General features: G+C 72.9%; 9 protein-coding genes. 7 read left to right on the forward strand and 2 right to left on the reverse strand.

Features of this window, described 5'->3' with window-relative positions:
* The first annotated feature begins 1 nt into the window (after position 1).
* The 6 genes from CP981_RS33050 (at position 2) to CP981_RS33075 (ending at position 7,897) form a co-directional block, all read left to right on the forward strand.
* On the forward strand, positions 2 to 805 hold the full coding sequence (locus tag CP981_RS33050; protein ID WP_085924983.1) for an alpha/beta fold hydrolase: 804 nt from the start codon (positions 2 to 4) through the stop codon (positions 803 to 805).
* Positions 806 to 807: 2 nt separating this feature from the next.
* Positions 808 to 2,082 carry a glycosyltransferase gene (locus CP981_RS33055; RefSeq protein WP_085924982.1) on the forward strand — a complete coding sequence of 425 codons (1,275 nt, stop codon included), beginning with the start codon at positions 808 to 810 and terminating at the stop codon, positions 2,080 to 2,082.
* A 5-nt stretch (positions 2,083 to 2,087) separates the two neighbouring features.
* Positions 2,088 to 3,947: a class I SAM-dependent methyltransferase gene (locus CP981_RS39295; RefSeq protein WP_280117051.1), complete on the forward strand. Its 1,860-nt coding sequence runs from the start codon at positions 2,088 to 2,090 to the stop codon at positions 3,945 to 3,947.
* On the forward strand, positions 3,944 to 4,867 hold the full coding sequence (locus CP981_RS33065; RefSeq protein WP_085924980.1) for a galactokinase: 924 nt from the start codon (positions 3,944 to 3,946) through the stop codon (positions 4,865 to 4,867). Before CP981_RS39295 ends, CP981_RS33065 begins: the two co-directional genes overlap by 4 nt.
* A gap of 48 nt (positions 4,868 to 4,915) precedes the next feature.
* Positions 4,916 to 6,067 (forward strand): alkaline phosphatase family protein, encoded by a 1,152-nt coding sequence (locus CP981_RS33070; RefSeq protein WP_085924979.1) that lies wholly within the window; start codon positions 4,916 to 4,918, stop codon positions 6,065 to 6,067.
* Positions 6,068 to 6,280: 213 nt separating this feature from the next.
* Positions 6,281 to 7,897, forward strand: coding sequence for a phospholipase D-like domain-containing protein (locus tag CP981_RS33075; RefSeq protein WP_244329892.1), 1,617 nt, complete (start codon positions 6,281 to 6,283; stop codon positions 7,895 to 7,897).
* Between the two features lie 146 nt (positions 7,898 to 8,043).
* Here CP981_RS33075 and lysX read toward each other — a convergent pair whose 3' ends face one another.
* Together lysX and CP981_RS33085 are read right to left on the reverse strand one after the other, a co-directional pair.
* On the reverse strand, positions 8,044 to 11,361 hold the full coding sequence (lysX, locus tag CP981_RS33080) for a bifunctional lysylphosphatidylglycerol synthetase/lysine--tRNA ligase LysX (protein WP_085924977.1): 3,318 nt from the start codon (positions 11,359 to 11,361) through the stop codon (positions 8,044 to 8,046).
* 35 nt (positions 11,362 to 11,396) lie between these two features.
* The gene (locus tag CP981_RS33085) at positions 11,397 to 12,290 is read right to left on the reverse strand and encodes an Ig-like domain-containing protein (RefSeq protein WP_085924976.1); all 894 of its coding nucleotides are present in this window, start codon (positions 12,288 to 12,290) and stop codon (positions 11,397 to 11,399) included.
* 276 nt (positions 12,291 to 12,566) lie between these two features.
* Here CP981_RS33085 and CP981_RS33090 point away from each other — a divergent pair, with 276 nt between their 5' ends.
* On the forward strand, positions 12,567 to 12,761 hold the full coding sequence (locus CP981_RS33090; protein ID WP_018088533.1) for a hypothetical protein: 195 nt from the start codon (positions 12,567 to 12,569) through the stop codon (positions 12,759 to 12,761).
* Positions 12,762 to 12,812: the final 51 nt, after the last annotated feature.

Raw genomic sequence — 12,812 nt, forward strand, 5'->3', positions numbered from 1 at the left:
CATGGCCCTCACACCCGCGGGCGGGCTGCGCCTGCACACCCAGCGGCTGCCGGGCCACGGCGGCCCCCGGCCCGACGGCTCCACCGTCGTCTTCCTCCACGGGTTGGTGATGGACAACCTGTCGAGCTTCTACTGCACGCTCGCGGGCCCCGTCTCCCGCGCCGGACATGACGTGCTCCTGTACGACCAGCGGGGGCACGGCCGCAGTGACCGCCCGCCCACCGGCTACGACCGGGCCACCTCGGTGGCCGACCTCATCGCCCTGCTCGGCTCCCTGGACCTCGACCACAGCCCGGTCCATCTCGTCGGCAACAGCTACGGCGGCGCGCTGGCGCTGCACACCGCCCTCGTCCGGCCCGATCTCGTCGCCTCCGTCGTCCTGATCGACGCCCATCTGACCGGCGACTGGATCGAGGACATGACCGACACTCTCTCCGTCGCGGCTCTCGGTCTCGAACACCGGGCGCTGGCAGGGCAGTTGGCGGCCCTCGGGCGACGCAAGGAGGCCCGGCTGACCGCCGCCGCCGATGCCCTGCTCAACCACACCACCGTCATCGAGGACATCGCGGCCGATGTGCCTTTCACCTCCCGCGACTTCGCCCGGCTGCGGTGCCCGGTCCTCGCCGTCTACGGACAGCATTCCGAACTCCTGCCCGGTGCACGGGAGTTGGCGCTGAGCGCACCGGACTGCGAACTCTGTGTGCTGCCCGGGGTGGGGCACACCGTGCTCAACGAGGCCACCGAGGGGCTGTGTGACGCGCTGCTGGGCCGGCTCGGCGCACCGGCCGGGGCGGTGGCCCGATGAGAGTGCTGTTCGTCGTTCCGCCGCTGGCCGGGCATGTCAACCCCACCGTCGCCGTCGCCGCCGAACTCACCGCCCGCGGCCACCAGGTCGCCTGGACCGGCCCCGCCGCGGCACTGACCCCGCTGCTCCCCACAGGCTCGCTGCTGTACCCGGCGGGGGACCGGGGCGCGGCCGGCGGTCAGGAGCTGGGCGGTGCGCGATGGCGCGATCTGCGGGGCATCGCCGCCCTGCGCTTCCTCTGGGCGGAGGCCCTCATCCCGCTCGCCCGCGCGATGCTGCCCGGCGTGCACGCCGCCGTCGAAGCCTTCCGGCCCGACATCCTGGTGACCGACCAACAGGCCCTCGCCGGGCCCGTGGTGGCGCGCCGGCACGGCCTGCCCTGGGCGACCTCGGCGACCACCTCGGCGGAGATCGTCCGGCCGTTCGACGACTTCCCGAAAGTGGGGGAGTGGGTGAACCGGCGCATCGCGGCACTGCTCGCCGAGTGCGGCGCCCCCGGTGGCTGGGACCCGCGCTTCTCCCCGCACCTCGTTCTGGTCTTCTCCACCCCCGCACTCATCGGTGACGACGGCCCGGAGCGATCCGCGGCGCACACCTTGAACGGCGGACCCGGCGGCGTCGCCGGGCGGTACCCGCCGCACTACGTCTTCGTCGGCCCGGCCTTCGGCGCCCGTCCGCCCGGCGGCGACTTCCCGTGGCGCCGGCTCGACCCCGGCCGCGCCCGGGTACTCGTCTCGCTGGGCACCCTCAACCGCGCGGCGGGTGCCCGCTTCTACCCCGCGGTCCTGCGCGCCGCGGACGCCCTCGCGGACCGTGCGCAGCTGATCCTGGCCGCCCCGGGCGACCTCGCCGGCGACATTCCGCCGCACATGCTGCACCAGGAGTACGTCCCCCAGCTCCAGCTGCTGCCGCACCTCGACGCGGTGCTGTGCCACGGCGGCCACAACACCGTGTGCGAGGCGCTCGCGTACGGGCTGCCGCTGGTGGTGGCACCCGTACGCGACGACCAGCCGATCGTCGCCCGCCAGGTGGCCGAGGCCGGGGCGGGGGTGCGGGTGCGCTTCGGCCGCGCGCGGGCGGACGAACTGCACCAGGCCCTGTCCGCCGTGCTGGACGACCCGGCCCACCGCCGTGCGGCCCGCCGTATCCAGGCGTCCTTCGCCGCGGCGGGCGGCGCCGCCACCGCGGCCGACCGCCTGGAGAAACTGCGGCCCGGACCGCGCCCCGGCCCGTCCGCACCCGCCACCGCCCCGACCGACAACGAGAAGGGACCGTGAGCCACATGACGCGAGCGCACCGTTCGGGACACCGCACGCGATGGGCGGCGGCCGTCGCCGTGACGGCCCTGGGGGCGGGTACCGTACGCGCCCGCCGCAGGCTCGCCGCGCTGCCCGTGCTCGACCCCGCCGGGCCGCACGACACCGCGCGGCCCCCGCTGACCGGCTGGCAGCTGATCACCGCGCCCGGTGTCGTGGCCGACGAGGCGACCCTGCGCGCCGCGGTCGCGCACGCCACCCGCGAAGGACTGCGCGTCGTGGACCTGATCCCGGCCCACCTCGACGCCGAGAGTGTCCTCGGTCTGCTCCGGCTGCTCGACCCGGCCGCCCACCGCACGGACCGGTGCGCGCCGGGCCACGGCGCGGGCCACGCCCTGCTGGTGGCCGACGACATCCACCGGCGGGCCGGGCTCGACACCGAGCCGCCGCCGCACTCGGTGGCCGGCCTGATCCGCCTCCTGCGCACCCTCAAGGAGTACGCCCCGGACGCCACCGGCTGGGCCATCGCCCCCGGCCTGCGGTCGCCGCACCCGGACCCGGCCCGGCGCGCCGAGGAGCTGCGCGCCCGGGGTCTGCCGCCGGCCCTGCTGTCCGCCGCCCAGCTGGCAGGTCTGGCGCTGCTGGTGAAGTGCGCGCTCGCGGAGCCGCGTTGGGGTGCGGCGGCGGCCGCCCTGTACTGGCTTCAGCCCGCCGCCGTGCTGAGCCCGGCCCGCGGCCTGCGCCCGGCCGGCCTGGCCCGCGCCACCGCGTCCCGTCCGCTGCGCTCCCTGTCCGCCGCGCTGCGCACCCTGGCCACCCCGCCCGCCGAACAGCCCCGGCCCGCCGCCCCCGCGCGCCACGCCGCGTACACCGCCGACCTCGCCGCCGGCACCGACCGGTTCTTCGAACCCCGCCGCGCCGACTGCCCCTGGTGCTCGGCTCCCGACCCGGTCGTACGGGTCCGGATGCCCGACCTGCTCCAGGGCAAGCCCGGCCGCTTCACCCTGGAGGAGTGCCGCCACTGCGGCCATGTCTTCCAGAACCCCCGGCTCACCCCGGACGGACTCGACTTCTACTACCGCGACTTCTACGAAGGCCTCGGCGGCGAGGGCGCCGCCCTGGTCCTCGGCCGGATGACCGCCACCTACCGCGACCGCGCCGAACTGCTGCGGCCCTTCACCACCCCCAGGGCCTGGCTCGACGTCGGCACCGCCGGCGGGCACTTCTGCAACGTCGCCCGCGGCGTCTGGCCCGACACCCGCTTCGACGGGCTGGACATGGGCGAAGGGGTCCACGAGGCCGAACGGCGGGGCTGGATCGACACCGGCTACCAGGGCCAGTTCCCCGAGCTCGCCGACCGGCTCGCCGGCCGCTACGACACCGTGAGCATGCACCACTACCTCGAACACACCCGGGACCCGTTCGCCGAACTCGACGCGGCCGTCAAGGTCCTGGCCCCCGGCGGCCATCTGCTGATCGAACTCCCCGACCCCGAGTCCCGGATCGCCCGCCTGCTCGGCCGCTACTGGCTGCCCTGGTTCCAGCCCCAGCACCAGCACCTGATGCCGGCCGGCAACCTCAAACAGGCCCTGGGGGCCCGGGGCTTCACCGTCCTCGCCGAGCAGCACGGCCCCGCCCACCAGAACAACGCGGACTTCCTCGGCGCCGTCGCCCTCGCCGCCAACGGGGTCGTCCCCGACCCGCTCGCCCCCTGGGCCACCGTCCGCCCCACCCGGGCCCGCCGCGCCGCCCGAAGTGCCATACAGGCCATGGCCGTTCCCTGCTACGCCGCCGCCCTCGCCGTCGACAACCTGCGCACCGCGGTCGCACGGGCCACCGACGGCGGCAACGCCTACCGGCTGCTCGCCCGCAAAGAGCTGGGATGAACACGGTGGACCTGGCCCGCCGCGCGACCGCGGACCCCCTGGTGCGGCTGCTCGCCCACGGATTCGCGACGGAGTACCACCGCCCGCCCGAAGCGGTGTGGCGGGCGCCGTACGCCTTCCGGCTCACCCCGCCCGCCGCTCCGCCCGGCACCGGTACGGCGCCCCGCACCGGCTGGGTCGCGGCGGCCAACTGGCATGTCGCCGCGGCCGTCGCCCCGCGCGATGACGGCATGCTGCGCTGCGGCTCGCTCCACCACCCGGCCGAGACCGCCGAACTCCCGCTCACCGGACCGGCCGGCCACGCCCCCGGCTGGGCGGCCCGCCCGTACGCCGCGCTGCGCACCCTCGCCGCCGCCGGCCTCGGCCGCGGCGGCGCCGACCTCTACCTGAACGCCACCCTGCCGGACGCCGTGGGGCTGTCCGGCGCCGAGCCGCTGGAGTGCGCGGCCGCCCTGGCGGTCGCGTCCGTGCACGCCGACCGGGGCGGCTGCCCGCCGGCCCGCGCACAGCTGGCGCGGCTGCTGGCCGCCGGAGTGCCCGGCGACGACGCGCTGCGCCGGGCCGTGCTCTTCGCCCGGCCCGGCCGGCTGCTCGCGCCCGACGGCAGCTGCCGGCCGCTGCGCGCCCCGGACGGCGGCCCGCAGCCGAGCCTGCTGCTGGTGACGGCCCGCCGCTCCACCGGCGGCGCCACGGCCACCGCCACCGCGCTCGCCACCGCGGTCCACGACGCCCTGCGCGCCGGCGCCTGGTCCGCCTCGTGGCCCGGACAGCGGCCGGGCCGCAGTGTGCTGCTGCTGATGCCGCCCGACCGGCGTGCGGCGGTCCGGGCCGCGGTGGCCGAGGTTTGCCGCCGCGGCGGTCTGCCCGTACCGCGCTTTCTGCGGATCGCCGTCGCGGACGCGGCCCGGCGCGAGGACTGACCACCCCCCACCCGTCCCTCACCCCCCGGACAAGGAGCTGAGAACCTGATGAGACGCACAGCGATCCGCCTGCGCAGGGCGGTCGTGGCGACACTCGGCACGCTCGGCCTGCTCGCCGTCGCCTCCGCGGCGGACGCCCGGACCGCCCGGTCCGCGCTGCCGTCCTACGACCATGTCGTGATCGTGGTCTTCGAGAACAAGCAGTACGGCGAGATCATCGGCAACGCCCAGGCGCCCTACCTCAACCAACTCGCCCAGGACGGCGCCGAGCTGACCGGCATGAAGGCGCTGACCCACCCCAGCCAGCCGAACTACTTCAACCTCTTCTCCGGCGCCACCCAGGGCGTCACCGGCGACGGCTGCTACACCGCGCAGTCGATGTCCGCCCCCAACCTCGGCCAGGAGCTGATCGCGGCCGGCAAGACCTTCGCCAGCTACAACGAGGGACTGCCGAACGAGGGCTCCACCACCTGCTCCAGCGGCCGCTACGCGCAGAAGCACAACCCCTGGTTCGCCTTTAAGAACGTCCCGGTGACCACCGGCAAGACCTTCGCCCAGTTCCCCAAGGACGACTTCACCAAGCTGCCGACGCTGTCCTTCGTCATCCCGGACATGTGCAACGACATGCACGACTGCGCGGTCGGCAGCGGCGACACCTGGCTCAGGAACAACCTCGACTCCTACGCCCGGTGGGCCAAGGACCACAACAGCCTGCTGATGGTGACCTGGGACGAGGACAACTACCTCGGCTCCAACCGGATCGCGACCGTCTTCCACGGCGCCCATGTCAAGCGCGGTGCGGTGAGCGGCGACTACCACCACTTCAGCCTGCTGCGGACCTTCGAGGACATGTACGGCACCGGCCACGCGGGCAATGCCGCCACCGCCACCCCCGTCACCGGGGTGTTCGACACCGGCGGCACCGAACCGCCCGGCGACGACCTCACGCTCACCACCCCCGGCCCGCAGACCTGCCGCTTCGCCCAATCCTGCACCGTCCAGCTGACCGCCACCGGCGGCACACCCCCGCTCACCTACCGCGCCACCGGCCTGCCCCTGGGCCTGACCCTCGACGCCGCCGGCGGCCGTATCACCGGCAGACCCTGGCAGACCGGCACCCTCCCGGTCACCGTCACCGCCACCGACGCCAGGGGCGCCACCGCCACCGCCGCCTTCCCGCTCACCGTCAACTGGTTCTGACGGCACGCCTACTGGCTCCGAACCGCCACGAAACCACCGGCCGGACACGGCGGACGCCGCGCCGGGAACAGAGGGTGCAGCGAAGATCGACTCCTGCGCGGAGAGAAGCGGAAGGAGCCGGTACGTTCTGGTGGCAAACCGGAGCCGGGCGGACGATCGCCGCTGTGCGATCGCCCGCCCGGCTCGTCATCGTCACCATAAGAAGGCAAGTTCTTGGCTCCTCACCGCCTCCACCGCCTCATACCGGCGTCCCTCGCTCTGACGACCGTGTGCGCGGCCCTGCCGGCCACGACGGCATACGCCGCGGACACCCCGCCCACCCCGCATCTGGACGCCATCGAAAGATCGCTCCGCGACACCTCCCCCGGCCTCGAAGGCTCCGTGTGGGAGCGCACCGACGGCAACCGGCTGGACGCCCCGGACGGCGACCCGGCCGGCTGGCTGCTCCAGACGCCCGGCTGCTGGGGCGACGCCCACTGCAAGGACCGCGCGGGCACCCGGCAGCTGCTCGACAAGATGACCCGCAACATCGCCGCTGCGCGGGACACCGTGGACATCTCCTCACTGGCCCCGTTCCCCAACGGAGGCTTCGAGGACACCGTCGTCGCCGGCCTCAAGAAGTCCGTCGCGGCGGGGCACTCCCCGCGGGTGCGCATCCTGGTCGGCGCCGCCCCGGTCTACCACCTCAATGTAGTGCCGTCCCGCTACCGCGACGACCTGATCGACAAGCTCGGGCCGGCGGCCGGCAAGGTCACGTTCAATGTCGCCTCGATGACCACGTCCAAGACGTCGCTCTCCTGGAATCACTCCAAGCTCCTTGTGGTCGACGGGAAGACGGCCATCACGGGCGGGATCAACGGCTGGAAGGACGACTACCTCGACACCGACCACCCGGTGTCGGACGTGGACATGGCGCTCAGCGGGCCGGCCGCCCGCTCGGCCGGGAAGTACCTCGACACGCTGTGGGACTGGACCTGCCGCAACGCCACCGACCCCGCCAAGGTCTGGCTCGCCACCTCGAACGATGCCTCCTGCATGCCGTCCCTGGAGAAGGACCGCGCCGCCGCCCCCGCCGAACCGGCCGGTGACGTCCCCGTCATCGCCGTCGGCGGTCTCGGCGTGGGCATCAAGGAGTCCGACCCCTCCTCGGGCTACCACCCCGACCTGCCCACGGCCCCCGACACCAAGTGCACCGTCGGACTGCCCGACCACACCAACCACGACCGCGACTACGACACGGTCAACCCCGAGGAGAACGCGCTGCGTTCGCTCATCGGCAGCGCCCGGAAGCACATCGAGATCTCCCAGCAGGACCTCAACGGCACCTGCCCGCCGCTGCCGCGCTACGACATCCGGACCTACGACACCCTCGCGGGCAAGCTGGCCGCCGGGGTGAAGGTCCGCATCGTCGTCAGCGACCCCGCCAACCGCGGAGCCGTCGGCAGCGGGGGCTACTCGCAGATCAAGTCCCTGGACGAGATCAGCGACACCCTGCGCAAGCGGCTCGTCGCGCTCACCGGCGACAACGAGAAGGCATCCCGGGCGATGTGCGGAAACCTCCAGCTCGCCTCGTTCCGCAGCTCGGACCGGGCCACCTGGGCCGACGGCAAGCCCTACGCGCTGCACCACAAGCTGGTGTCGGTGGACGACTCGGCGTTCTACATCGGCTCCAAGAACCTCTACCCGGCCTGGCTCCAGGACTTCGGCTACATCGTCGAGAGCCCGGCCGCGGCCAAGCAGCTCAAGACCGAACTGCTCGACCCGGAGTGGAAGTACTCGCAGGCGGCGGCATCTACGCCGGCCGGCTGCTCCGGCAGCGGGACGGGCTGACCCGCGGGCGGGGAGAAACGGCAGGACCCGCCCGGATGACCCCGGGCACCGCCCCTGACCGGCGCCCGTGAACGACCGAGGCCACCCCCGTGACATGGGGGTGGCCTCAGTCGTCCCGTGCCCGTCGTGGCCGGGCCCGGATGCCGTCAGCGGCGCCGCACCAGCGGGAACGGCAGCGTCTCGCGGATCGACAGACCGGTCAGGAACATGATCAGCCGGTCCACGCCGATCCCGAGACCACCGGTCGGCGGCATCGCGTACTCCAGAGCCTGGAGGAAGTCCTCGTCCAGCTCCATCGCCTCCGGGTCACCGCCGGCCGCCAGCAGCGACTGCGCGGTGAGCCGCCGGCGCTGCTCGACGGGGTCGGTCAGCTCCGAGTAGGCGGTACCCAGCTCGGTGCCGAACGCGACCAGGTCCCAGCGCTCGGCGAGCCGCGGGTCCTTGCGGTGCTGCCGGGTCAGCGGCGACACATCGGTCGGGAAGTCCTTGTAGAACGTGGGGAGCTGGGTCTTCTCCTCCACCAGGCGCTCATACATCTCCAGCACGATGTCGCCGCGGCCCATCTCCGGCTTCACCGGCACCGCCGCGGCATGGCACAGGCGGCGCAGCCGGTCCGGCGCGGTGTCCGCGTCGACCGCCTCACCGAGCGCCTCCGAGATCGCGCCGTAGACGGTCTTGACCGGCCAGATCCCCGAGATGTCGTGCTCGACGAGCTTGCCGCTCTCATCCGCCTTGCGGGCGGTGGCGCTGCCGAACGCGGCGATCGCCGCACTCTGGATCAGCTCCCGGGTCAGGTCCAGCATCACGTCGTAGTCGGCGAACGCCTGGTACGCCTCCAGCATCGTGAACTCGGGGTTGTGCTTGTAGGAGATGCCCTCGTTACGGAACGTCCGCCCCATCTCGAAGACCTTCTCCATACCGCCCACACACAGCCGCTTGAGATACAGCTCCGGCGCGATCCGCAGATACAGATCGAGGTCGTAGGCGTTGATATGGGTGTGGAACGGGCGGGCGTTGGCGCCGCCGTGGATCTGCTGGAGCATCGGCGTCTCGACCTCGAGATAGCCGCGCTCGATCAGCCCCTGGCGCAGCGCCTGCACGGCCGTGCTGCGCGCCCGCAGGTTGTCCCGCGCGTCCGTCGAGACCACCAGGTCCACATAGCGCTGGCGGACCTTGGCCTCCGGGTCGGACAGCCCGCGCCGCTTGTCGGGCAGCGGCCGCAGGCACTTGGCCGTCAGCCGCCACCCGGTGACGAACACGGTCAGCTCACCGCGGTCACTGGTGCCGACCTCACCCTCCGCCTCGACATGGTCACCGAGGTCGATGTCCGAGCCGAAGCGGTCCAGCAGCTCCTTGCCGCTGCCGTCCCGGGTCAGCGCGATCTGGAGATCGCCCGACCAGTCGCGCAGCACCGCGAAGAGCACCCCGCCGTGGTCACGGGTGAGCAGCACCCGCCCGGCGACGCTGACGGACTTGCCGCTGCGCGTACCGGGCGTGAGGTCCGGGTACGCGTCGCGGACCTCGCCCAGGGTGTGCGTACGCTGCACGCCCACCGGGTACGGGTCGGTGCCGGCCTCCCGCAGCCGCTCCAGCTTGAGGTGGCGCACCCGCACCTGCTCGGGCAGCGCGGCCAGCTCCTGCGCGTGCTGCTCCTCTTCGGTGGCCGGCGCCGCCTTGACCAGCCCGAGCTCGTCCAGCGAGGGCAGACCGGCGGTGCTCGCCGGGGCCAGCACCCGCTTCTTGTGGCCCTTGCCCCACAGCGCGCCCAGGCTCGGTACGTCGACGAAGCCCTCGGCGATACCCGAGCCCAGCGCGATCCGCGCCAGCGCACCGGCGTCCGCGTAGCACAGGAACCGCGGATACCACTCCGGGTCGTACTTCGCGTTGGAGCGGTAGAGCGCCTCCAGCTGCCACCACTTGGAGAAGAACAGCAGCAGCCGGCGCCAGACCTTCAGCACCGGGCCGGCCCCGATCCGGGCGCCCTCCTCGAAGGCGGAACGGAACACCGCGAAGTTCAGCGAGATCCGGCGCACGCCCATCGCCCCGGCCTGGGCGCACAGCTGGGCCACCATGAACTCCATGACGCCGTTTGGCGCGCTGCGGTCGCGCCGCATCACGTCCAGCGAGATGCCGTCCGTGCCCCAGGGGACGAACGACAGCAGCGCGATCATGTTGCCTCGGCCGTCGAACGCCTCGGCCAGCAGGCACTCCCCGTCCGCGGGGTCGCCCAGCCGGTCCAGCGCCATCGAGAAGCCGCGCTCGGTCTCGGTGTCCCGCCAGGCGTCCGCCCGGTGGATGACCTCCTGCATCTCCTCGTCGGTCAGCGCGGAGTGCCGCCGTACGCGGAAGGTCGCACCGGTCCGCTCGACGCGGTTGACGGCCTGGCGGGTCACCCGCATCTCCCGGCCGGCCAGGTCGAAGTCCTTGACGTGCAGGATCGCCTCGTCGCCGAGCTGGAGCGCGTTCAGACCGCTGCGGGCGAACGCCTTGGCGCCGTCCTCGCTCGCACCCATGACGGCCGGCTGCCAGCCGTACCGTACGGCGACCTCCAGCCATGCCTCGATGGCCTGGGTCCAGGCCTCACGGTCACCGACCGGGTCGCCGCTGGCCAGGCAGACCCCGGCCTCGACGCGGTAGGTGACGGCGGCCTTGCCGCTGGGGGAGAACACCACGGCCTTGTCGCGGCGGGTGGCGAAGTAGCCGAGCGAGTCCTGGCTGCCGTAGCGGTCCAGCAGCGCCCGGATACGGTCTTCTTCGTCACCGTGCAGCGCGGCTTCCATCCGCTGCGAGCGGAACAGCGTGGCCGCCGCGTTCAGCAGCGCCAGCGCTCCGAGCAGACCGAGGACGGCACTGATCCAGTGCGGTGGATGACCCTCGACGATATGGCCACCGACCAGCCCGCCGCAGACCCGGTTGGCCGTCCACAGCAGCCGGTTGGCGCCACCGGCCTCCAGGGTGCCCGGGGCCAGCGACACCAGTCCCCAGCCGATCAGCACCGCCGCCACGAGCCCGCCGACGAGCACCAGGATGGCGCGCAGGAACGCACCGCGCCGGGTGATCGCGTAGAACTCGCGGTGCGAGACGAGCAGCAGCACCAGCGCTCCGGTACACAGCACCAGGGAGAACGAGAACTCCCAGAGCCGGTACACCAGGAACAGTGCGTCGGCCAGGATGACCAGCACCATGTAGGCCACCACGAACCACAGCGCCACCCGTTTCCGGGCGGTCATCGCCGCTCCCAGAAGGAAGAGGAAGGCCGCATAGGCGAAGTTCGGCGCCACCGGGATGGTGAGGGTGTCCAGCCAGTAGATCACCGGCTGGAGTCCGCGCCGGAGCGGCCCGATCAGCGCCGTCAGGGCACAAAAGAGCCCCAATACGCTGAAGATGATGGCGAAGCCATTGGGGACCCGGCGCCGGAAGCGCCGCCACCCCGTGAGTTGATCCTGGTCCTGCACGGTGCTCATTCCGTCACACTAGGCTCTGAAAGGGGTCAGCTGCTCTACGCGAGGGCGCTGTTTCGCCGCCACGGGGATCGCCGGTCATGCCAGTCTCCGATCCCGGTGGTGTGTTCGTCTTTCCCTCGTACGGAGGACTGGGTGATCCCGGTGGGGTCACCCACGTGGACCTTGCCACAAACCCGCCCCAGGTCCGAGTCGGTGCAACTCCGGCTGATGGTGAAGTTCAGGTCATAGTCGCCGGAAAAGTAGCGCCCGCCCCCGGAATCCACCCCGTCGAGCTCCGCCCGCAGCCGGACCTCGGTGCCCGGTTTCCAGCGCTGTGCGGGCCGCCAGGTCACCTGGTCCTTGCCGTTGCGGTCCTTCGTCCAGTCCCAGGAGCCGGTCGTCCGGTCGACGGTGGTGACGCGCAGCTGCCGCTCGACCTCGGCCCGGTCGGTCACCGGGTGGTCGAAGGTGAGGGTGAGCAGCCGGTCGACGGCGACCACGGCGTCCTGGGTGCCGGGATCGAGTACCAGCGTGTTGAGCCGGGCCGGCTGCGCGGTGGTGAGCGACTCCTTGGCCGCACCGACGCCGCCCCGGTCGCTCTTGGTCCTGGCGACGACGGAGTACTTGGTGGCCGGGGCGATCTCGGCGCTGGAGGTCCAGAAGGTGCCATCGGCCCCGAACCCGCCGGGCAGCCGCCGGCCCCTGGGGTCGGTCACCGTCACCGCGGTCAGCACACCGCCCTCGGCGGTCACCTTCAGCTTGTCGCCGGCCTGCACGGTCCTGGTGCCGCCGGCCGCCCCCAGCGCCACCTTCACCGGGTCGGCCACCGGTGCCGGCGCCGCGACGCCCGCGCACGCGCTGAGCGTGCCCGCGCCGACGGCCGTGACCAGGGCGAGTGCGGGGCACCGCCGCCGGAACGTCCGGGGGCGGAAGGAAGGGGGCTGGCTCATTTCGGGGCTTTCCGTCGGCAGGGGGGAGGGCGGCGCTGTCGGCCGCTAAGACGACCGATCGCCACACTTCGTTGCAGGGAGTGAGGTGATCCACGCCACGGTGGTGGTGCGTCGCCCGGCCGCGGCGTGGGCCCTCTCCCGGCATCCCGCCGCTCTGTGACCCGTAGTGATCACCCGATCGGAGCACCCGGACAAGAACCGGACATAGCCTGAAATACGCCAAACTGGCCACCCCTTGCCGTCCGTTCGGGCGGCGGTTGAGGAGGTGTGCGTCCCGTGGCGATTTCCATCTCGGTCGTCCTGCTGCTGGTGGTCCTGACGGTGATCTTCCTGCGCAGCGGCAAGCTCAAGTTCTCGCACGCCCTGGTGTGCGCGCTGCTCGGCTTCTATCTGGCGAGCAGCAGCCTCGCCCCGGACATCCACCAGGGGCTGTCCGGCGCCGCCGACGTGGTGAGCAGCCTGCGTCCGTAACGAGGCCGGCCCGCCGGGGACGCGGCGCCGGGGTCGCGACGCCGCCCCCGT

It is taken from the genome of Streptomyces platensis (assembly GCF_008704855.1).
Lineage (GTDB): Bacteria > Actinomycetota > Actinomycetes > Streptomycetales > Streptomycetaceae > Streptomyces > Streptomyces platensis.